Raw genomic sequence first — 19,537 nt, 5'->3', positions numbered from 1 at the left:
CTCGGAGCGTCGCCATGAACACTGAGCTGCCGTTGGGCCGCCTAGTACGTCGACTGTTGCTGGTGGTCGTGGCGATGTTCGCCTTCGGCTTTGCTCTGGTGCCCATTTACGACGTGATGTGCAAGGCGTTCGGCATCAACGGCAAGACGGCGGGCGCCTATGAAGGTGCTCAGACCGCAGACGAGGCGCGCGAGGTGCGGGTGCAGTTCCTGGCCACCAACGCGTCGGGAATGGTTTGGGAATTCAAGCCCGTCGCCGACCAGCTCAGCGTCCACCCGGGCTCCAGCCGGGAAATGCGCTTCGTCGCCTACAACCCGACCGACAAGCCGATGACCGCGCAGGCGGTGCCCAGCGTGTCGCCGTCCAAGGCGGCGGCGTATTTCCACAAGACCGAATGCTTCTGCTTTACCCAGCAAGTACTGCAACCCGGTGAGCGCATCGAAATGCCAGTGCGCTTCATCGTTGATCGTGATCTGCCTGCGGATGTGCGTCACCTGACGCTCGCGTACACCCTGTTCGACATCACGTCTCGCCAGCCTCCCGTCGCCGTAGCCCAGGCGTCTTCGAAGCCGGCCAAGGAGAGTCTGCAATGAGCCAACAGACCACCACGCACGAGAACTACTACGTTCCCGCCCAAAGTAAATGGCCGATCGTGGGGACCATCGCCCTGCTGACGACGGTCTATGGCCTGGGCACCTGGTTCAACGACCTCAAGGCCGAGCGCGACGAGATCAGCGGCCCGGTCATTTTCTTCATCGGCGGGCTGCTGATCGCGTACATGATGTTCGGCTGGTTTGGCTCGGTGGTGCGCGAGGGTCGAGCCGGGCTCTATAGCGCGCAGATGGACCGCTCGTTCCGCTGGGGCATGAGCTGGTTCATCTTCTCTGAAGTGATGTTCTTTCTCGCCTTCTTCGGCACGCTTTTCTATATCCGCTACTGGGTCGGACCCTGGCTGGACGGTGACGGCGACAAGGGCGTGAGCGCCATGCTCTGGCCGAACTTCGAGTACAGCTGGCCACTGCTGAACAACCCCGATCCGCAGGTGTACCCGGCGCCGGAAGGCACGATCAGCCCGTGGGGCTTGCCGCTGATCAACACCATCCTTCTGGTCAGTTCCAGTTTCACCCTGACCTGGGCGCACCACGCCCTGCGCAAGGGCAATCGCAAGCAACTGAAACTGGGGCTGGGCATCACCGTACTGCTGGGCGTGATCTTCCTGCTGCTGCAGGCAGAGGAATACGTGCATGCCTACACCGAGCTTGGGCTGACGCTCGGCTCGGGCATTTACGGCGCAACCTTCTTCATGCTGACGGGTTTCCACGGTGCGCACGTCACCATGGGCGCAATCATCCTGACCGTCATGTTGGTGCGCAGCTTCCGCGGCCACTTTACGCCTGAGCAGCACTTCGGCTTCGAGGCAGCGGCCTGGTATTGGCACTTCGTGGACGTGGTCTGGATCGGCCTGTTCGTCTTTGTCTATGTGCTGTAGGGCGGGAGTAACCCGCCGATGCGCCGCCGGCCTCTCGCTAGAAGCGGCTGCGGCTTAACCGAAGCCTGGATGCAGCTGGCCGGAATAGAAGCCCCAGGCGATCAACGCAACCGTCAGGGCGGTGAGTGACACGCGGACGAAGAGGGCGGTAATCAGGCGCGAGCTGCGGCTTTCGTCCTTGACCAGAAAAAACAGACCACTGAACAGACTGACCAACGTGGCCACTAATAACAGAACAATCGCCGCCTTGAGCATGAGCGGGTCCGCCGTGACAGGGGAACTGGGGGAAGTGGGGGTGCAGTATAGCCAGCCTTATCGACGTGCCGGGGTGCGTGGCATGACCGGGTTCCGGCCCGGGCTCGTGCCGACGCTCGTGGTGCTTGTTTTGCTGCCGTTGCTGGTCTGGCTCGGAATTTGGCAGCTCGAGCGCGGCGAGCAGAAGCGCGAACTGCTGGCGCGGCAGGAAGCTCGTGAACAAGCGCCGCCGGTTGGCCCAGACCAGATCGAACGGCTCGCCGAGCCTGGCTACAGCCGTATCTACCTCCAGGGCACCTTCGACGCTGAACACAGCTTTCTGCTCGATAGCCGCACCCGCGATGGTCAGGTCGGGGTGGAGTTGATTCAACCCTTGCAGGACGAACCCAGTGGGCGCTGGGTGCTGGTCAATCGTGGCTGGATACCCTGGCCGGACCGGCGCGTGCCACCGCAATTCGATACACCGGACCAGCCGGTGAAGCTCGCCGCCTGGGTCTATGCACCACCCGGCAAACCCTTCGTGTTGAACAAGCGGCAGGCCGAGGGCTGGCCGAGGCTGATCAATCATGTGGACGTCGAGGCGCTGTGGCAAACGCTCGATCGCGACGGCGTCGCCTACGAGCTTCGGCTCCAGCCCGGCCCGGCCGCTTACCGTGCCGACTGGCCGGTAACCACCATGCAGCCTGCGCAGCATCTGGGCTACGCCGTGCAATGGTTCGCCCTGGCCGCCGCGCTGCTGGCGCTGTTTATTTACTTTGGCGTGCATCAGGCACGGGGGAGCAAGCAGTGAGCGCGATGAATCCCAGCTATCACCCCGTTCAGCCCTCGCGCCGCCGCGGGCGGCTGCAATTGCTGTTGATCTTTGCCGTAGTGATCGGGCCCATGTTGCTGGCCTCGGCCATGTATCGCTATGGCTTCTGGGTGCCGGAGACGCGCAACTACGACGGCGTGCTGATCGCCACGGGCGAAGGCCGCGAAGCGCTCGGCATCAGCCTGCCGGAGGGCAGCGAACCGCATTGGGAGTTGCTAGTGACCGCTCCGCAAGGCTGCGCTGACGCCTGTCAGGAATTGGTCTATCTGGCGCGGCAGATCAATATCGGCCTGGCTCGCGAAGCCGGGCGCGCCAGCCACGCGCTGGCCAGCGGCACACCGCTTGAGCCTGGCTACGAGGCGCGCCTGCATCGCGAATACCCGCAGCTCAAGCGCTACCCGCTGGACGCGGCGAGGTATGGCGCCAACCCCGCGCTGCCGACCGGTGCGCAGCTCTGGATTGTCGACCCACACGGCAATCTGGTGTTGCGCTACGACGAGCAGGCCAACGGCAAGGCGATCCTCGATGACCTCAAACACCTGCTGAAGATTTCCCAGATCGGTTGAGCCATACGCGCTGAAACCCTAAAGCACGCCCAAGGAGCACCTGATGGCCAAACCCGGATTCCGTCTAGCCGTATTCGCCACGCTGCTCGCCGTGGTGGTGGTGTTACTGGGTGCCTACACCCGGTTGACCCACGCCGGCCTCGGTTGCCCGGATTGGCCCGGTTGCTATGGGTTTCTCGCCGTGCCGATGAGTGAACAGGCGCAGACCTTGGCCGCGCAACGCTTCCCGGACGCACCGGTGGAAGTGCACAAGGGTTGGAACGAGATGGTCCATCGCTACTTCGCCGGCGCGCTGGGCCTGGTGATTCTCGCGCTCTCGGTAAGGGCGGTGCGCCAGCGAGACCTGCCGGGCCAACCACTGAAGTTGCCTCTGCTCCTGCTCGCCGTGGTGATCGCGCAGGCGGCGTTCGGGATGTGGACGGTCACTCTGCAGCTCTGGCCGCAGGTCGTCACGGCACACCTGTTGGGCGGTTTCACCACCCTCAGCCTGTTGTTCCTCCTGAGCCTGCGTCTGGCCGGAAGGCGGCCAGCGATCCCTCCCATTCCACGCCGCTTGAGAACCCTGGCGGTACTCGGCATGGCCGCGGTGATCGGTCAGGTCACGCTCGGTGGGTGGGTCAGCAGCAACTACGCGGCAGTCGCCTGTACTGATTTTCCGACCTGCCACGGCGAGTGGTGGCCAACGATGGACTTCGCCAATGCGTTCAATCTCGCGCATCACGACATTGGCCCCAATTACCTCGGCGGATTGCTCTATGGCGAGGCGCGTACCGCTATTCATGTAACGCACCGGCTCGGTGCGCTGGTCGTCATGCTCGTGTTGCTCGGGCTTGCCTGGCAACTCTGGCGCCACGGCCTTTCGCGCCTGGCTGGGCTGCTCGTAGCGGCGCTCGCGCTGCAGGTCGGCCTGGGCATCAGCAATGTCCTACTGAATCTTCCGCTTGCCGTTGCGGTCGCACACAACGGGGGAGGCGCGTTGCTGCTGCTGGTAACGGTGCTGATCAATCACCGCCTGAGCCTCGGGGCCAGGGCCGTAGCGCCTGAACCTCGGGCGCACCTCGATTCGAACACGACGGGTAGGCTCGACCTGCCACGCGCTTGACCAGAAGGAGAAACCCCATGGCGACTCTACTCAGCGAACGCGGCGCCCAAGCGACGTGGCGGGATTACCTTGAACTGACCAAACCGAAGGTGGTGCTGCTGATGCTCATCACCTCGCTGGTGGGCATGTTTCTCGCGACACGTGCCGGCGTGCCCTGGACCGTGCTGCTATTTGGCAACCTGGGCATCGCCCTGTGTGCCGGCGGTGCGGCGGCCGTCAATCATGTCGTGGATCGACGCATCGATTCGGTCATGGCCCGTACCCACCGCCGTCCGTTGGCCGAGGGGCGAGTCTCGCCAGCCGCCGCCTTGCTTTTCGCCCTGGCTCTCGCTGTGGCGGGCATGGCGCTCCTGCTGACCTTCACCAACGCGCTGGCTGCCTGGCTGACGCTCGCTTCGCTGGTCGGCTACGCGGTGATCTATACCGGCTTTCTCAAGCGCGCCACGCCTCAGAACATTGTCATCGGCGGCCTCGCTGGCGCTGCCCCGCCGCTGCTGGGCTGGGTCGCGGTAACAGGGCACGTGACAGCCGAACCGCTGCTGCTGGTGCTGATCATTTTCGCCTGGACCCCACCTCACTTCTGGGCGCTGGCCATTCACCGCAAGGACGAATACGCCAAGGTCAACGTACCGATGCTGCCCGTGACCCATGGCGAGCACTACACCAAGGTGCACATCCTGCTCTACACCGCCATGCTGCTGGCGGTGAGCGTCATGCCGTTTGCCATCCACATGAGTGGTGTGCTGTACCTGGCCGCAGCCGTACTGTTGGGCGCCCGCTTCCTGTTCTGGACGGTCGTGCTCTATCGCGACAGCCGCCCACATGCCGCGATCAAGACATTCAAGTTCAGCATCTGGTACCTCTTCGCGCTGTTCATCGCTTTGCTGGTTGATCATTATTTGCCGCTGACCTTCTAACCGGCCAAGGACGTTCATGACGCGCATCCACAAAACCGTTTTCATCCTCGTGGCGCTGGTTGCGCTGGTCATTGGCCTGACGGCTTATCGTGTTCTCAACACCGGACAGCAGGTCGACACCGCCGCTCAGCTCGACGCCGGCATCGTCATGCTGCCCCAAGGGCGCGACATACCGGACGTGACACTGACGAATCAGGACGGCGAACCCGTCTCCACGGCTGAGCTCGAGGGGCAATGGAACCTATTGTTCTTCGGCTATACCTTCTGCCCGGATATTTGCCCGGCCACGCTCGCTGAATTGCGTCACCTGCGCGGCAAGCTGCCTGACGAGGTGAAGCAGCGTCTCCAGCCGATACTGGTCAGCGTCGACCCCGAGCGTGATACGCCGGAACAGCTCAAGCAGTACCTGGACTATTTCGGCGCTGGATTCATCGGCCTCACCGGTCCGCTCGAGGATATCCAGACGCTCGCCAACGCGGCCGGCGTGCCGTTCATTCCCGCGGATACCTCCAAGGAAAACTACACGGTCGACCACGGCGGCAACCTCGCACTGATCGGCCCGGACGGTCGCCTGCGCGGTTTCATCCGCGCGCCGCTGCGTACCGACAAGCTGGCCGAGCAGTTGCCCGTCTTGATCGGGCAAGAAGGCTGAGCGTCTCGACTGCTGGCGGCCGAGCAGGCCTGGCAGCCACACGTCGGCCTTCGCCTATCGCGCCGCGGCTGCCTGCCAAGCTGGCGGCGTTGTGCGCAGCCTTTTATCCTCACGCGCAAGCCCTTACCGAAACGTCCCGATGACCCGCGTCTTGCCCCCGCGCCTGCTGTTCGCGCTGCTGGCGGTCCTGCTAGTGCTCTCGATCTGGTTGTCCCTCGCCCTCGGACCGGTGAGCCTGGCGCTGGGTGACACCTGGCGCGCCGCGCTCAGCCTGTCCGGGCTAAGCGAGCCCAATCCGCGGCTGGCGCAGGCAGAACTTATCCTGGGCCAGATTCGCTTGCCCCGCACGCTGCTCGGCCTCGCCGTGGGTGCGGTGCTGGCGCTGACCGGCGTAGCCATGCAGGGACTGTTTCGCAACCCGCTCGCCGACCCAGGGCTTATTGGCGTCTCCAGCGGCGCCGCTCTCGGTGCTGCGGTCGCGATCGTCTGCGGCGCCCTGCTCGGTGGCCTGCCGGCAAGCCTTGAGCCTTATCTGCTGTCAGGTAGCGCCTTTGCCGGCGGGCTGGTTGTGACCGCGACGGTCTACCGGCTAGGCCGCCGAGACGGCCAGACCAGCGTCGCCACCATGCTGCTGGCCGGCATCGCCCTGACCGCATTGGCGGGCGCTGGCATCGGCCTGTTCACTTATCTCGCCGATGACGCGACCCTGCGCACCCTGACCTTCTGGAATCTTGGCAGCCTCAACGGGGCCAGCTACGTGCGGCTCTGGCCGTTGTTGCTGATCACCGTGGCCGTGGCGGCCTGGTTGCCTCGCCGAGCGCAGGCCCTCAATGCATTGCTTCTCGGGGAGTCGGAAGCGCGCCACCTGGGCTTTCAGGTGGAGCGGCTCAAGGGTGAGCTGGTGTTTCTAACGGCGCTTGGCGTCGGCGCTGCAGTCGCAGCGGCAGGGTTGATTGGCTTTATCGGGCTGGTGGTACCGCACCTGATTCGCCTGCTCAGCGGGCCGGATCACTGCGTCCTTCTACCAGCCTCCGCGCTCGCCGGTGCCAGCCTGTTGCTATTGGCCGACCTGCTGGCGCGCCTGCTGCTGGCGCCGGCGGAACTGCCGATCGGCATCGTCACGGCGCTGCTTGGCGCGCCGTTCTTCCTGTTCCTGCTGGTGCGGGAGCGCCGCTGATGCTCATTGCCCACGCTCTATCGGTCAGCCGCGGAACGCGCCCGGTCCTGCAAAACGTCGATCTACAGGTCGGTGCAGGCGAGGTGCTGGGTGTGCTTGGTCCGAACGGTGCGGGGAAGAGCACGTTGCTCGGCGCGCTCTGCGGAGAATTGCCTGCGAGCGCTGGTCAGGTCCTGCTTGCAGGCCGGCCGCTTGCCCAGTGGCCGTCGCGCGAGCGAGCACAGCGGCTTGCCGTGCTGCCGCAGCAGTCCAGCCTGAGCTTTGGCTTTTATGTCGAAGACGTGGTCGGCATGGGCCGGTTGCCGCATGCTGAAGGCCGCGCCGCGGACCGGCGCATCGCGGGCGAGGCCCTCGCTGCGGCCGACGCAGGCCATCTGGCAGGCCGTAATTACCTGTCGCTCTCCGGCGGCGAGCGCCAGCGCGTACATCTGGCGCGGGTGCTGGCACAGCTCTGGCCGGGAGCGGAAGGGCGAGTGCTGTTGCTCGATGAGCCTACTGCGGCGCTCGACCCGCTCCATCAGCACAGCACGCTGCAAGCGGTACGCGGCTTTGCCGAGCGCGGCGCGGCGGTGCTGGTGATCCTGCATGACCTCAACCTGGCGGCACGTTATTGCGATCGGCTCGTGCTGCTGCACCAGGGCCGGGCGCACATCAAGGGCGCCGTGGAAGAGGTGATCAGGCCCGAGCCGCTGCGTGAGGTGTTCGGGCTCGATGTGCTGGTGCAGCGCCATCCCGAGCGTGGCCATCCGCTGGTGGTGGTGCGCTAAAAAAAACGGGCCCTGAAAGGGCCCGTTCTTACTGCAAAGGGTGAGCGGTGACGCTCGGTGTGCCGGTAATCAGAACGCCGGAACGACTGCGCCCTTGTACTTCTCGTTGATGAACTGCTTCACCTCTTCGCTGTGCAGCGCTTCGACAAGCTTCTGCATGGCGGCGCTGTCCTTGTTGTCCGGGCGGGCAACGAGGATGTTCACGTAAGGCGAGTCGCTGCCCTCGATGTACAGGGCGTCTTCGGTGGGGTTCAGCTTGGCTTCCAGCGCGTAGTTGGTGTTGATCAGCGCCAGGTCGACCTGTGTCAGCACACGCGGCAGGGTCGCCGCTTCCAGTTCGCGGATCTTGATCTTCTTCGGGTTCTCGGCGATGTCCTTGACGGTGGCAGTGATGCCGGCGCCGTCCTTCAGGGTGATCACGCCGGCCTTTTGCAACAGCAGCAGCGCACGGCCGCCGTTGGTGGCGTCGTTGGGGATGACCACGGTGGCGCCGTTGGGCAGCTCATCCAGCGACTTCAGCTTGCTCGAGTAGGCGCCGAAGGGCTCGATGTGCACGCCCGCGACGCTGACCAGCTCGGTGCCCTTGCCCTTGTTGAACTCATCCAGGTACGGCTGGTGCTGGAAGAAGTTGGCGTCCAGACGCTTCTCGGCGACTTGGATGTTCGGCTGAACGTAGTCGGTGAAGACCTTCACCTTGAGATCAACGCCCTGCTCGGCGAGCTGGGGTTTGACGAATTCGAGAATTTCCGCGTGCGGTACGGCGGTCGCGGCGACGTTCAGTTCGTCGGCAGCCTGGGCGGAGAAGGCCGCGGCAGCGGCGAAGGCGGCAAGCAGTTTTTTCATGAAGGGCTCCTTGTGGGTTCCTGTAGCGATGCCGGTTAGGCAGTTATTTTCTGGAGAAATGCGTTACCAGCTTGTCACCGACGCTCTGCAGCACCTGAACGAGCACTAGCAGAAGCACCACGGTAACCACCATGACGTCCGTCTGGAAGCGCTGGTAGCCGAAGCGGATGGCCAGGTCGCCCAGTCCGCCTGCGCCCACGACGCCGGCCATGGCGGTGTAGGAGACGAGCGTGATGGCGGTGACGGTCACCGCGGCGATGATGCCCGGTCGTGCTTCGGGCAACAGTGCGTTGAAGATGATCTGCCGGGTGGTCGCGCCCATGGCCTGGGTCGCTTCGATGATGCCGCGGTCGACCTCGCGCAGGGCGGTTTCTACCAGCCGCGCGAAGAACGGCGCCGCACCCACCACCAGCGGCGGAATGGCACCGGCGACGCCCAGCGAGGTGCCGGTAATCAGCACCGTGAAGGGAATCATCACGATCAAGAGGATGATGAACGGCAGCGAACGCAGCACGTTTACCGCAAAGGACAGGAAGGCATACAGGGGGCCGTTCTCGAACAGCTGGCGCGGGCCGGTGAGGAACAACAGCACGCCCAGCGGCAGCCCGAGGATGATCGTGAACAACAGCGAGCCACCGAGCATCAGCAGGGTGTCCAGCGTTGCCAGCCAGATTTCGTACCAGTCGACATTTCCCAGCAAGGAGCTGAACAAGGCGTCCATCAGCGCAATACCTCCACGTGCACGTCCGCTGCATTCAGTTGGGCCAGTGCCGCGGCCATATCGCCCCCCACCAGGGCCAGGGTCAGCTGGCCGTAGGGCGTGTCTTTTATGCGGTCGATGCGACCCGAGAGAATGCTGAAATCGACACCTGTCTCGCGCGCGACCGTGCCCAGCAGCGGTTTATAGGTTGCCTCGCCCTGGAAGGTCAGACGCAGGATGCGGCCGGGCACATGGGAAAAGTCGTCGCGCTGGGCGTTCTCATCGACTGCCTCGTCTTCCAGTACGAAGCGCTGAGTAGTCGAGTGTCTGGGGTGCAGGAACACGTCGGTCACGGGCCCCTGTTCGACGATCTCGCCACTATCCATCACCGCAACGCGGTCACAGACGCGTCGGATGACGTCCATTTCATGGGTAATCAGCACGATGGTCAGCTTCAGCTCGGCGTTGATCTCGGCCAGCAACTGAAGTACCGATGCCGTCGTTTGCGGGTCTAGTGCGCTGGTGGCTTCGTCGCAGAGCAGGATGTCCGGTTCGGTGGCCAAGGCACGGGCAATGCCTACGCGCTGCTTCTGCCCGCCCGAAAGTTGCGCGGGGTATTTTCGCGCCTGGTCCTTCAGGCCGACGCGCTCGAGCAGGGCTGCGACTCGGCGATCGATCTCACCGCGCGAGTGATTGCCGGCCAGGCGCAGGGGCATGGCGACATTGTCGGCAACGGTTTTGGACATCAGCAGGTTGAAATGCTGGAAGATCATTCCGACGCGCTGGCGGAAGCGCCTCAGGCCATCGGCGTCCAGCGCGGTGACATCCTCGCCATTGACCAGGATGCGACCGCCGGACGGCTCCTCGAGACGGTTGATCAGCCGCAGCAGGGTACTTTTGCCCGCGCCGGAATGGCCGATCAGGCCAAATACTTCGCCGGCACCGATACTCAGCGCGGTCGGTTTGAGCGCAGGCACTTCGCGGCCGCCGGCCACCCGGTAGGTTTTGTGGACTTGCTGGAATTCGATCACGGGCGAACCTTGTGGGTACGGTCGTAGATGCCGGGATGATTGGCGAAAGGCGAGCATTCTACGCGTTTAGGCCCGCCTGGCGTAGCGATCACGCCCCGATTGATGTTGGGCATCGAGGCGATAGACGACGCGAATCGTCGCAGCAGGCAACCTCTTGGCGCCGTGCGTGGTCACTAAAACGGCATGCCGTGAATCGATCAGCTCTCAGGCCACGCTAGAACGGCCCGGTCATTTCGCGGTTCGGCTCACCTGCCCAACCGAGGCCCAAGATGACGGACAAGACGCTCAAGAACAGTGAACTCGCCGGTACCGACACCGTCGACCGCAAGAACCACAACACGAAGCTCGACCAGCTCGACACCTTTCGCTCCGACGCCACGGGCGAAGCCCTGAGCACCAACCAGGGCGTGAAGATCGCCGACAATCAAAACACCCTCAAGGCTGGAGGCCGTGGCCCCTCGCTGCTCGAAGACTTCATCATGCGCGAGAAGCTCACTCACTTCGACCACGAGCGCATCCCCGAGCGTATCGTCCATGCCCGCGGCGCGGCGGCGCATGGCGTGTTCGTCAGCTACGACGACCACAGCGCGCTGACCAAGGCGTCGTTTCTTTCGGCGAAGGGCAAGGAGACGCCCGTCTTCGTGCGCTTTTCCACGGTGCAGGGCTCTCGCGGCTCGGCCGATACCGTGCGCGACGTGCGCGGCTTCGCCACCAAGTTCTACACCGACGAGGGTAACTTCGACCTGGTCGGCAACAACATGCCGGTGTTCTTCATTCAGGACGCCATCAAATTTCCGGACTTCGTCCACGCCGTCAAACCCGAGCCGCACAACGAGATTCCCCAGGGCCAGTCGGCCCACGACAACTTCTGGGATTTCGTCTCGCTGACGCCCGAGTCGGCGCACATGGTGCTGTGGACCATGTCCGACCGCGCCATCCCGCGCAGCTACCGGGCGATGGAAGGTTTCGGCGTGCACACCTTCCGCCTGATCAATGCCGAAGGCGTGAGCCGTTTCGTCAAATTCCACTGGAAGCCGGTCGCAGGCGCTTTCTCGCTGGTCTGGGACGAGACGTTGAAGCTGGCCGGCAAGGACCCGGATTTCAACCGTCGTGACATGTGGGAATCCATCGAGATGGGCGACTATTTCGAGTGGGAGCTGGGCGTACAGGTGGTCGAGGAAGCCGATGAGCACAAGTTCGACTTCGATCTGCTCGACCCGACCAAAATCATCCCCGAAGAGCTGGTGCCGGTGCAGAAACTCGGCAAGATGACGCTCAATCGCAACCCGGACAACTTCTTTGCTGAGACCGAGCAGGCCGCATTCCATATCGGCCATATCGTGCCGGGCATCGATTTCACCAACGACCCGCTGCTGCAGGGCCGGCTGTTCTCCTACACCGACACGCAGCTATTGCGTCTTGGCGGACCGAATTTTCACGAGATCCCGATCAACCGCCCGGTCGCACCGGTGCACAACAACCAGCGCGATGCGTTCCATCGGCAGACCGTCAATCGCGGGCGCGCGAATTACGAACCCAATTCCATCGACAACGGCTGGCCCAAGGAGACCCCGCCCGCAGCCCAGGGTGGCGGTTTCGAAAGTTACCCAGAGCGCGTCGAGGGCCACAAGATCCGTAATCGCAGTGAATCCTTTGGCGATCACTTCTCTCAGGCCACGCTGTTCTGGAACAGCATGAGCGCGCCGGAGAAGGAACACATCATCGGTGCCTATAGCTTCGAGCTGGGCAAGGTCGAGCGGGTGTTCATCCGCGAGCGGCAGGTCAACGAGATCCTTGCCAATATCGATCTGGAGCTGGCCCGGCGTGTCGCCGAGAACATCGGCGTTACCCCGCCCACCGCACCAACGGCGAGCCCTCGTCAGCCGAACCCTGCTTCGTCGCCGGCCCTGAGCCTGCTCAACCACCTGTCCGGCAATATCAAGTCGCGCAAGGTGGCGATCCTCGTGGCCAACGGCGTGGACGGCGCGATGATCGATGCCTTCAAGAAGAAACTCGCCGATGAAGGCGCACTGGCCAAACTGATCGGCCCGTCGCCCGCCCCGGTGAAAACCGCTGACGGCAAGCTGCTTATGCCCGATGCAGCAATGGACGGCATGCCCTCGATCGCTTTCGACGCGGTGTTCGTGCCCGGTGGCGCTCAGAGCGTGCAGGCCATGCTCGGCTCCGGCGTGGCCAAGCACTACTTGCTCGAGGCCTACAAGCACCTCAAGCCGATCGCGGTTCTAGGCGATGCTCGGCAGCTGCTCACCGCGCTTAACCTGCCGGAAGATACCGGGCTGGTCGCTGGCGATGCGGGCGATCTGAGCACCGTCTTCAGTGCCTTCGCCAAGGCGCTGGCACAACATCGGGTTTGGGCGCGCGAGGCAGTGGCAGCTCAGGTCCCGGCGTAGCGCTCGGTGTAGCCGCAGCGTGCTGGCGGGCGGTCGGCCTGTGGGTTCGTTCAGGTCCCGGCCGATTCGCCAGCACTCGGGCTATGGGACTGAATCCGCTGGTGACCTGATCCCTTTTTCGTGGGTAGCAGGGGGCTGGCGAAGCGATCAACCGCTAGGCTGCTTTCGTCAACGCGCTGCCAGTTCCCGCCAATGCAAATAGCAGCGCAGATCGAATTCGGTCTGCGCATAACCCGGCATCATGTGCTCGCACAGCTTGTAGAAGGCGCGGTTGTGGTCGCTTTCTCTCAAGTGCGCCAATTCGTGTACCACGATCATCTGCAGAAAATCGGCGGGCGCCTCGCGAAACAGCGCGGCGACGCGGATCTCCTTTTTTGCCTTCAACTTGCCGCCCTGTACGCGCGAGACGGCGGTATGCAGGCCCAGCGCGCGGTGAGTCAAATCCAGGCGGTTGTCATAGCGCACCTTGTCTATAGGCGGGGCGCTCCGGAGGTAGTCCTGTTTGAGCTGCTGTACGTAGCCGTAGAGCGCCTTGTCGCTCTGCACCTGATGGCGCCCCGGGTAGCGTCGCTCCAGGTAGTCACCCAGCCGCTGTGACTCGATCAACTCACGCACCTGGGCCAGCAGCGGCTCGGGATAGCCGCGCAGGTACTTCAGGTCGGTCACGTGCGCTTCGGCCAGGCAAAACTGAGTAGAAAGAGCGCGGCGGCGCTGACCACGATGGACGGCCCAGCCGGGGTGTCTTCGTACCAGGACAATGACAGCCCCAGGCACACCGCCACGATGCCCAGCACGCTCGCGCCCAATGCCATCTGCTCCGGTGTGCGAGCGTGACGCTGCGCTGCAGCGGCAGGGATGATCAGCAGCGAGGTGATCAGCAGCACGCCGACGATCTTCATCGCCACGGCGATCACCATGGCGATCAGCAGCATCAGCGCCAGGCGGATGGCTGTTACCGGCAACCCTTCGACGCGAGCCAGTTCTTCATGCACCGTGACCGCCAGCAATGAGCGCCACAGCGGAATCAAGGCCAACAACACCAGGGCGCAACCGCCGATGATCCAACCAAGGTCGGTGAGGCTGACCGCGAGCAGGTCGCCGAACAGGTAGCCCATCAGGTCGATGCGCACGTCCTGCATGAAGCTCAGCGATACCAGCCCGAGTGACAGGCTACTGTGCGCGAGGATGCCGAGCAGCGTATCGGAGGCCAACGGCTGGCGTTGCTGCAGCGTGACCAGCAGCACCGCGAGCAGCACGCAGCAGACCGTGACGGCAAGCGTCAGGTTGACGTCGAGCATCAACCCCAGCGCCACACCGAGCAGCGCCGAGTGGGAAAGGGTGTCGCCGAAGTACGCCATCCGCCGCCAGACGACGAATGAGCCGAGCGGACCGGCCACCAGCGCCAGCGCGAGGCCGGCCAGCAGGGCGTTAAGCAGGAAATCGGGCATTGCGCGGGCTATCCGTGTTTACAGTCGGGGCCGTGGACGTGGGGTTTACCGGTGACCACGCTGCCATGCAGGTCATGGCTGTGGTCGTGCTGGTGGTGGTAGACCGCCAGGCTGCGTGCATCTTGACCAAAGAGTTCGACGAAGGCCGGATCGGTACTGACCTGTTCCGGGTGACCGGAGCAACAGACATGCCGGTTCAGGCAAACCACCTGATCGGTCGCGCTCATCACCAGATGCAGATCGTGCGAGACCATCAGCACGCCGCAGCCATAGCGCTCTCGCAGCCGACCGATCAGCCGGTACAGGTCGGCCTGGCCAGCGACGTCGACGCCTTGAACCGGCTCGTCCAGCACCAACAGCTCAGGTTGGCGCAGCAGGGCACGAGCCAGCAGGACCCGTTGCATCTCGCCGCCCGAGACCGATTGCAGCGGGCTATCGATGACATGTTCGGCGCCCACTTCACTCAGCGCAGACAGCGCACCCGCACGATCCACGCCCGGAACCAGGCGCAGAAAACGCAGCACCGACAGCGGCAAGGTGGCGTCTACATGCAGCTTCTGAGGCATGTAGCCCACGCGCAGCTTGGGTTTACGCCAGACCTTGCCGCGGTCCGGCTTGATCAGCCCGAGCACCGCGCGCACCAGGGTCGTTTTGCCGGCGCCGTTGGGGCCGATCAGCGTGACGATCTCGCTCCGATTGACCTGCAGCTGAGCTCCTTCGAGCACCGCCTGGTTGGCGAAGCGCACATGGATGTCATCCAGGCGGATCAGCGCATCGCTCATGCCGCATCCCGGCAATGGCCGCAGAGACCGACCACTTCGACCGTTTGGCCTTCCACTGTGAAGCCCACGCTTTGCGCAGCCTGGTCGATGGATTCGCTGATGGCTGGCTGCTCGAGTTCGATCGCCGTATGGCAGTTGCGGCAGATCAGGAACTGCCCCTGATGCGGGTGCGCCGGGTGATTGCAGCCGATGAAGGCATTGAGCGATGCGATGCGATGCACCAGCCCGTTTTCAAGCAAGAAATCCAGTGCCCGGTACACCGTGGGCGGCGCGGCGCGGCGGCCGTCCTGTGCGCTTAGCTCGGCAAGGATGTCATAGGCGCCGAGCGGCTTGTGGCTCTGCCATACCAGCTCCAGCACGCGCTTGCGCAACGCAGTCAGGCGAACACCGGCGCGTTGACAGAGGTGGTCGGCTTCGGCCAGCGCATGGCTCACGCAATGGTCGTGATCATGAGGCGTACAGGCCAGGGGGGACTTAGGCATGGGCGGAGACGATGTGGCTGAGAGACGTTATTATGTTACCCATTCAGTTCGTACGAGTGTTGCCCGTGTTCCGTCTTTTTTCGCTTCCCCTGGTCCTCTCCGCCTTGTTGCTCACCACCGTTCCGGCCCATGCCGATGTGCAATTGGTAACGAGCATCAAACCCCTGCAACTCATTGCTGCCGCGGTTCAGGATGGCGCCGGCACGCCCGCTGTGCTGCTGCCGCCAGGCGCTTCGCCCCATCATTACGCGATGCGTCCATCCGACGTACGGCAAGTGCGCAGCGCCGATCTTCTCTACTGGATCGGCCCGGATATGGAAGGCTTCCTGTCACCCGTGTTGGAAGGCCGCAAGGGGCCGACCATTGCGGTACAGGCGCTCCCTGGCATGAGCTTGCGCCATTTCGGCGAGGCGCATGCGCACGATGAGCAGGGCGATGATGGCCATGCGGCACATGACGAGCATGACGAGCACGACCATGACCATGAAACGTCGGCCGTCGAGGCCCACGAGCATGATCATGATCACCGTCCCGGCAGCCTCGATGCCCATCTCTGGCTGCTGCCGGCCAACGCGCGGGTGATCGCCGAGGACATGGCCCGCCAGCTCGCCGAGGTCGATCCGGCCAACGCCGAGCGCTACGCCGCCAACCTGGCCACCTTCCGCCAGCAGCTGGACGCCCTCGATGCGCGGTTGCAGGAACGTCTGGGCAAGGTGCGTTCCAAGCCGTATTTCGTTTTCCACGAAGCCTATGACTACTTCGAAGCAGCCTACGGACTTCGGCATGCCGGCGTCTTTAGCGCAGGCGGTGAAGCCCAGCCCGGCGCCCGCCACGTTGCAGCCATGCGTGAGCGCCTGGAACAGGCCGGCCCGAGTTGCGTGTTCTACGAGCCGCCGGTACGCCCTCGGCTGGCCGACAGTCTGGTTCGCGGCCTGCCGGTCAAAGTAGCGGAGTTGGACGCCCTCGGTTACGAGATTGCCCCGAACGCGCAGGGTTATGAGCGTTTGATCGACACTCTTGGCAGCTCGCTGGCCGGGTGCCTCGAGTCGCTCTAAGGGCCAGCCTGCCGACGCCGTCCGGCGGCCAGTGGGTCATCCGTCGGTCGACTTGATGCACGTCATAGTGCCGCTGGCGCTGCTGACTATTCTTCGTGCTTTGGATTTCATCGACACGAGGATGCGTAGCGCATGGCGAAGACGGACGGGCCCACCGCGGCAGAAACCAGAACCACCCCCGACGTCGCCCTGCAGGCGGCTTCCGAAGATATCTGGGCGCAGAAGTACCGCCTGACCCGCAAGGACGGCAGCGCGGTCGACGACAGCGTCGATGCCACCTGGCAGCGCGTTGCCCGGGCGCTGGCCGATGTCGAGCCGGCCGAGCAGCGCGAGCATTGGCACGAACGTTTTCTCTGGGCGCTGCGCAACGGCGCCATCCCCGCCGGGCGGATCATTTCGAATGCCGGCGCGCAGGACTACAAGCCCGCCACCTCGACCATCAATTGCACCGTGTCCGGCACCATCGAAGACTCGATGGATGACATTCTCGGCAAGGTTCACGAGGCCGGGCTGACACTCAAGGCCGGGTGCGGCATCGGCTACGAATTCAGCACCCTGCGCCCGCGTGGCTCCTTCGTCTCCGGTGCCGGTGCGCACACCAGCGGCCCGCTGTCGTTCATGGATATCTTCGACAAGATGTGCTTCACCGTGAGCTCGGCCGGTGGCCGCCGTGGCGCGCAGATGGGCACTTTCGACGTCTGCCACCCGGACGTGCGCGAATTCATCCGCGCCAAGCGCGAGGATGGTCGCCTGCGCCAGTTCAACCTCAGCCTGCTCATCACCGACGAATTCATGCAGGCCGTGGAAGCCGACCAGGACTGGCCATTGATCTTCCCGCTGCACCTCAAGGAAAAGGCCGATCTCGATCTTGACGACCCGGACCAGGTGCTCTGGCGCGAGTGGCCGAGCCATGGCGGCTACATCGTTCGCGAGGACGGCCTGGTGGCCTGCAAAATCTACGGGCGGGTCAAGGCGCGTCACCTGTGGGACATGATCATGGTGTCCACCTACGACTACGCCGAGCCGGGCTTCATCCTCATTGACCGCGTCAACCAACTGAACAACAACTGGTGGTGCGAGGCGATCCGCGCCACCAATCCCTGCGGCGAGCAGCCGTTGCCGCCCTACGGGTCTTGCCTGCTGGGCTCGATCAACCTGACCCGTTTCGTCATCGACCCGTTCGGCACCGATGCGCGCTTCGATTGGGACAAGTATCGCGAGGTGGTGCGCGTCTTTACCCGCATGCTGGACAACGTGGTCGAGGTCAACGGCCTACCGCTGGCGCAACAGCGGCACGAGATCGAAACCAAGCGGCGTCATGGCATGGGCTTCCTCGGCCTGGGTTCGGCGCTGACGCTACTAAAGCTGCGGTACGGCAGCCCGGAGGCCTGCGTGTTCACCGAAGAAGTCGCGCGCGAGATGGCGCTGGTTGGCTGGGAAGAGGCGTTGGCGCTGTCGAAGGAGAAGGGCCCGGCACCGTTGCTGACCGAGACATTCGAGATCACCGCCGAGATGCTTCGCAAGCGTCCGGAGATGGCTAAGGATGGCTACAAGGTTGGCGACAAAATACCCGGCCGCGTCCTTCATGCACGTTACTCGCGCTACATGCAAAAGGTTGCCGAGTTCGCGCCGGATCTTGTTGACGCCTTGGCCGAGCAGGGCGCGCGCTTCACTCACCACAGCTCAATCGCGCCCACCGGCACCATCAGCTTGAGTCTGGCCAACAACGCCTCCAACGGCATCGAGCCGAGCTTCGCTCACCAGTACTCGCGCAACCTCATCCGCCCGGGTCGCAAGGCCAAGGAAAAAATCGAGGTGTTCAGCTACGAGCTGCTGGCTTACCGCACGATGATCAACCCCAACGCCACGCCGGGTGGCACCGAGCCGGGGCAGGAACTGCCGGACTACTTCGTGACCGCTGACGACATCACGCCGACTCAGCACGTCGATATCCAGGCCGCCGCACAGAAGTGGGTCGATTCGTCCATCTCCAAGACCGCCAACGTACCGACCGACTATCCCTTCGAGGCATTCAAGGACATCTACCGCTACGCCTGGCATCAGGGCCTCAAGGGCTGTACCACGTTCCGCTTCAACCCGGCGGCCTTTCAGGGCGTGCTGGTCAAGGAAGCCGACCTGGAAAAGACCAAGTACCGTTTCGTGCTCGAGGACGGCAGTGTGGTCGAGCTCAGGGGCAACGAGGAAGTGGAGTACGACGGCGAGGTAAACACCGCCGCCAACCTGTTCGATGCCTTGAAAGAAGGCTACTACGGCAAGTATTGAGCCCGACCTGAAGCCGGGCGGCTGGTGCCGTCCGGATGGAGAATTTGCAATGACTGTAAAAATCACCCAGCGCATCAAGGGCTTTAAGGTCGTGGACGAGACGCTCGAAAAGCCCGCTACCGCCAGTGACGGCAAGACCACCAAGGTCACCGTAATCGAGATGGACGAGAGCCTGGAGCGCCCCGAGACGCTCATCGGCATGACCTACAAGATCAAATCCCCTCTATTCGAGCACGCGCTGTACGTTACGGTGAACGACGTGGTGCTCAACGCCGGCACGCCCCACGAACAGCGCCGGCCGTTCGAGATCTTCATCAACTCGAAGAACATGGACCACTTCCAGTGGATCGTCGCGCTCACGCGGATCATGTCGGCCGTGTTCCGCAAGGGCGGGGATTGCACCTTCCTCGTCGAGGAGCTGAAAGCCGTATTCGACCCGCGCGGCGGCTACCTGAAGAAAGGTGGCGTCTATATGCCCTCGATCGTCGCCGAGATCGGCGCCGTGCTGGAGCGGCACCTGATCGCCATCGGCATGCTCGAAGGCCATGCGCTGGACGAAACCCAGCGCCAGTACCTGGCCGAAAAACGCGCCGCTTACGAAGCCAGCCAGGGCGCCGCTACGGTCGAACCGGGCGAAGGCTTCCCGGCAGGCGCGCAGCTGTGCACCAAGTGCAGCACCCAGGCCGTGGTGCAGATGGATGGCTGCGCGACCTGTCTGAACTGCGGCAATTCGAAGTGCGGATGAGGCTGCGGGCGTAAATCCAGG

At 63.7% G+C, this 19,537-nt stretch carries 21 protein-coding genes; 13 read left to right on the top strand and 8 right to left on the bottom strand.

Annotation, left to right across the window (positions count from 1 at the left end; genetic code table 11):
• The first annotated feature begins 14 nt into the window (after positions 1–14).
• A complete protein-coding gene (locus tag KXR72_RS18175) occupies positions 15–593 on the top strand; it encodes a cytochrome c oxidase assembly protein (protein WP_437422482.1) in 579 nt (192 codons plus the stop codon).
• On the top strand, positions 590–1,489 hold the full coding sequence (locus tag KXR72_RS18170; protein ID WP_437422481.1) for a cytochrome c oxidase subunit 3: 900 nt from the start codon (positions 590–592) through the stop codon (positions 1,487–1,489). The genes KXR72_RS18175 and KXR72_RS18170 overlap by 4 nt, the downstream gene beginning before the upstream one ends.
• Before the next feature lie 54 nt (positions 1,490–1,543).
• Here KXR72_RS18170 and KXR72_RS18165 read toward each other — a convergent pair whose 3' ends face one another.
• The gene (locus KXR72_RS18165; RefSeq protein ID WP_437422480.1) at positions 1,544–1,744 is read right to left on the bottom strand and encodes a twin transmembrane helix small protein; all 201 of its coding nucleotides are present in this window, start codon (positions 1,742–1,744) and stop codon (positions 1,544–1,546) included.
• A gap of 82 nt (positions 1,745–1,826) precedes the next feature.
• Here KXR72_RS18165 and KXR72_RS18160 point away from each other — a divergent pair, with 82 nt between their 5' ends.
• The 7 genes from KXR72_RS18160 to KXR72_RS18130 all read left to right on the top strand — a co-directional run bounded on the left by KXR72_RS18160 (position 1,827) and on the right by KXR72_RS18130 (position 7,736).
• Complete coding sequence (locus KXR72_RS18160; protein ID WP_437422523.1) at positions 1,827–2,534, top strand: SURF1 family protein; 708 nt, start codon at positions 1,827–1,829, stop codon at positions 2,532–2,534.
• Between the two features lie 5 nt (positions 2,535–2,539).
• The gene (locus KXR72_RS18155) at positions 2,540–3,121 is read left to right on the top strand and encodes a hypothetical protein (protein ID WP_437422522.1); all 582 of its coding nucleotides are present in this window, start codon (positions 2,540–2,542) and stop codon (positions 3,119–3,121) included.
• A 43-nt stretch (positions 3,122–3,164) separates the two neighbouring features.
• Positions 3,165–4,223, top strand: a complete 1,059-nt coding sequence (locus KXR72_RS18150; RefSeq protein WP_437422479.1) for a COX15/CtaA family protein — start codon at positions 3,165–3,167, stop codon at positions 4,221–4,223.
• A 17-nt stretch (positions 4,224–4,240) separates the two neighbouring features.
• Entirely contained in the window at positions 4,241–5,140 is a 900-nt protein-coding gene (gene cyoE / locus KXR72_RS18145) for a heme o synthase (protein ID WP_437422478.1), read from the top strand.
• Positions 5,141–5,156: 16 nt separating this feature from the next.
• Positions 5,157–5,792, top strand: a complete 636-nt coding sequence (locus KXR72_RS18140) for an SCO family protein (RefSeq protein ID WP_437422477.1) — start codon at positions 5,157–5,159, stop codon at positions 5,790–5,792.
• A 139-nt stretch (positions 5,793–5,931) separates the two neighbouring features.
• Positions 5,932–6,969: a FecCD family ABC transporter permease gene (locus KXR72_RS18135; protein ID WP_437422476.1), complete on the top strand. Its 1,038-nt coding sequence runs from the start codon at positions 5,932–5,934 to the stop codon at positions 6,967–6,969.
• A complete protein-coding gene (locus KXR72_RS18130; protein ID WP_437422475.1) occupies positions 6,969–7,736 on the top strand; it encodes a heme ABC transporter ATP-binding protein in 768 nt (255 codons plus the stop codon). Before KXR72_RS18135 ends, KXR72_RS18130 begins: the two co-directional genes overlap by 1 nt.
• Positions 7,737–7,805: 69 nt before the next feature.
• Here the strand turns inward: KXR72_RS18130 and KXR72_RS18125 are convergent, their stop codons facing one another.
• From KXR72_RS18125 to KXR72_RS18115, 3 genes are read right to left on the bottom strand one after another with little or no spacing between them, the layout of a single operon-like run.
• Entirely contained in the window at positions 7,806–8,579 is a 774-nt protein-coding gene (locus tag KXR72_RS18125; protein ID WP_437422474.1) for a MetQ/NlpA family ABC transporter substrate-binding protein, read from the bottom strand.
• A 43-nt stretch (positions 8,580–8,622) separates the two neighbouring features.
• Complete coding sequence (locus KXR72_RS18120; RefSeq protein WP_437422473.1) at positions 8,623–9,300, bottom strand: methionine ABC transporter permease; 678 nt, start codon at positions 9,298–9,300, stop codon at positions 8,623–8,625.
• On the bottom strand, positions 9,300–10,310 hold the full coding sequence (locus KXR72_RS18115; protein ID WP_437422472.1) for a methionine ABC transporter ATP-binding protein: 1,011 nt from the start codon (positions 10,308–10,310) through the stop codon (positions 9,300–9,302). Before KXR72_RS18115 ends, KXR72_RS18120 begins: the two co-directional genes overlap by 1 nt.
• 269 nt (positions 10,311–10,579) lie before the next feature.
• Between KXR72_RS18115 and katE the strand changes: the two genes are divergently transcribed.
• On the top strand, positions 10,580–12,721 hold the full coding sequence (gene katE / locus KXR72_RS18110) for a catalase HPII (RefSeq protein ID WP_437422471.1): 2,142 nt from the start codon (positions 10,580–10,582) through the stop codon (positions 12,719–12,721).
• 168 nt (positions 12,722–12,889) lie between these two features.
• Here katE and KXR72_RS18105 read toward each other — a convergent pair whose 3' ends face one another.
• Genes KXR72_RS18105 through zur form a run of 4 tightly spaced genes read right to left on the bottom strand, consistent with a single transcriptional unit; the run spans position 12,890 to position 15,433 of the window.
• Positions 12,890–13,387 carry a YgjP-like metallopeptidase domain-containing protein gene (locus KXR72_RS18105; protein ID WP_437422470.1) on the bottom strand — a complete coding sequence of 166 codons (498 nt, stop codon included), beginning with the start codon at positions 13,385–13,387 and terminating at the stop codon, positions 12,890–12,892.
• Positions 13,384–14,169, bottom strand: a complete 786-nt coding sequence (gene znuB, locus KXR72_RS18100; RefSeq protein ID WP_437422469.1) for a zinc ABC transporter permease subunit ZnuB — start codon at positions 14,167–14,169, stop codon at positions 13,384–13,386. Before znuB ends, KXR72_RS18105 begins: the two co-directional genes overlap by 4 nt.
• Before the next feature lie 8 nt (positions 14,170–14,177).
• Complete coding sequence (gene znuC / locus KXR72_RS18095) at positions 14,178–14,951, bottom strand: zinc ABC transporter ATP-binding protein ZnuC (protein WP_437422468.1); 774 nt, start codon at positions 14,949–14,951, stop codon at positions 14,178–14,180.
• The gene (zur, locus tag KXR72_RS18090; RefSeq protein WP_437422467.1) at positions 14,948–15,433 is read right to left on the bottom strand and encodes a zinc uptake transcriptional repressor Zur; all 486 of its coding nucleotides are present in this window, start codon (positions 15,431–15,433) and stop codon (positions 14,948–14,950) included. Before zur ends, znuC begins: the two co-directional genes overlap by 4 nt.
• Positions 15,434–15,498: 65 nt before the next feature.
• On the opposite strand from zur, the gene znuA reads away from it, so the two are divergent.
• The 3 genes from znuA to KXR72_RS18075 all read left to right on the top strand — a co-directional run bounded on the left by znuA (position 15,499) and on the right by KXR72_RS18075 (position 19,516).
• A complete protein-coding gene (gene znuA, locus KXR72_RS18085; protein ID WP_437422466.1) occupies positions 15,499–16,488 on the top strand; it encodes a zinc ABC transporter substrate-binding protein ZnuA in 990 nt (329 codons plus the stop codon).
• Between the two features lie 132 nt (positions 16,489–16,620).
• Positions 16,621–18,771, top strand: coding sequence for an adenosylcobalamin-dependent ribonucleoside-diphosphate reductase (locus KXR72_RS18080; protein WP_437422465.1), 2,151 nt, complete (start codon positions 16,621–16,623; stop codon positions 18,769–18,771).
• Between the two features lie 49 nt (positions 18,772–18,820).
• Positions 18,821–19,516: a TSCPD domain-containing protein gene (locus tag KXR72_RS18075; protein WP_437422464.1), complete on the top strand. Its 696-nt coding sequence runs from the start codon at positions 18,821–18,823 to the stop codon at positions 19,514–19,516.
• Positions 19,517–19,537: the final 21 nt, after the last annotated feature.

Origin of the sequence: Stutzerimonas chloritidismutans, assembly GCF_051486945.1 — a bacterium.
In the GTDB taxonomy this organism is placed as follows: domain Bacteria; phylum Pseudomonadota; class Gammaproteobacteria; order Pseudomonadales; family Pseudomonadaceae; genus Stutzerimonas; species Stutzerimonas chloritidismutans_B.
This window is presented reverse-complemented; position numbering and strand designations above follow the sequence as displayed.

What these genes read in the sequence shown, in the direction of transcription:
- zur (WP_437422467.1), bottom strand. Translation starts at nt 15,433, where the DNA reads ATGCCTAAGTCCCCCCTGGCCTGTACGCCTCATGATCACGACCATTGC.
- KXR72_RS18165 (WP_437422480.1), bottom strand. Translation starts at nt 1,744, where the DNA reads ATGCTCAAGGCGGCGATTGTTCTGTTATTAGTGGCCACGTTGGTCAGT.
- KXR72_RS18120 (WP_437422473.1), bottom strand. Translation starts at nt 9,300, where the DNA reads ATGGACGCCTTGTTCAGCTCCTTGCTGGGAAATGTCGACTGGTACGAA.
- KXR72_RS18175 (WP_437422482.1), top strand. Translation starts at nt 15, where the DNA reads ATGAACACTGAGCTGCCGTTGGGCCGCCTAGTACGTCGACTGTTGCTG.
- znuC (WP_437422468.1), bottom strand. Translation starts at nt 14,951, where the DNA reads ATGAGCGATGCGCTGATCCGCCTGGATGACATCCATGTGCGCTTCGCC.
- KXR72_RS18135 (WP_437422476.1), top strand. Translation starts at nt 5,932, where the DNA reads ATGACCCGCGTCTTGCCCCCGCGCCTGCTGTTCGCGCTGCTGGCGGTC.
- katE (WP_437422471.1), top strand. Translation starts at nt 10,580, where the DNA reads ATGACGGACAAGACGCTCAAGAACAGTGAACTCGCCGGTACCGACACC.
- KXR72_RS18140 (WP_437422477.1), top strand. Translation starts at nt 5,157, where the DNA reads ATGACGCGCATCCACAAAACCGTTTTCATCCTCGTGGCGCTGGTTGCG.
- KXR72_RS18130 (WP_437422475.1), top strand. Translation starts at nt 6,969, where the DNA reads ATGCTCATTGCCCACGCTCTATCGGTCAGCCGCGGAACGCGCCCGGTC.
- znuB (WP_437422469.1), bottom strand. Translation starts at nt 14,169, where the DNA reads ATGCCCGATTTCCTGCTTAACGCCCTGCTGGCCGGCCTCGCGCTGGCG.
- KXR72_RS18080 (WP_437422465.1), top strand. Translation starts at nt 16,621, where the DNA reads ATGGCGAAGACGGACGGGCCCACCGCGGCAGAAACCAGAACCACCCCC.
- KXR72_RS18075 (WP_437422464.1), top strand. Translation starts at nt 18,821, where the DNA reads ATGACTGTAAAAATCACCCAGCGCATCAAGGGCTTTAAGGTCGTGGAC.
- KXR72_RS18170 (WP_437422481.1), top strand. Translation starts at nt 590, where the DNA reads ATGAGCCAACAGACCACCACGCACGAGAACTACTACGTTCCCGCCCAA.
- KXR72_RS18150 (WP_437422479.1), top strand. Translation starts at nt 3,165, where the DNA reads ATGGCCAAACCCGGATTCCGTCTAGCCGTATTCGCCACGCTGCTCGCC.
- KXR72_RS18125 (WP_437422474.1), bottom strand. Translation starts at nt 8,579, where the DNA reads ATGAAAAAACTGCTTGCCGCCTTCGCCGCTGCCGCGGCCTTCTCCGCC.
- KXR72_RS18160 (WP_437422523.1), top strand. Translation starts at nt 1,827, where the DNA reads ATGACCGGGTTCCGGCCCGGGCTCGTGCCGACGCTCGTGGTGCTTGTT.
- cyoE (WP_437422478.1), top strand. Translation starts at nt 4,241, where the DNA reads ATGGCGACTCTACTCAGCGAACGCGGCGCCCAAGCGACGTGGCGGGAT.
- KXR72_RS18155 (WP_437422522.1), top strand. Translation starts at nt 2,540, where the DNA reads ATGAATCCCAGCTATCACCCCGTTCAGCCCTCGCGCCGCCGCGGGCGG.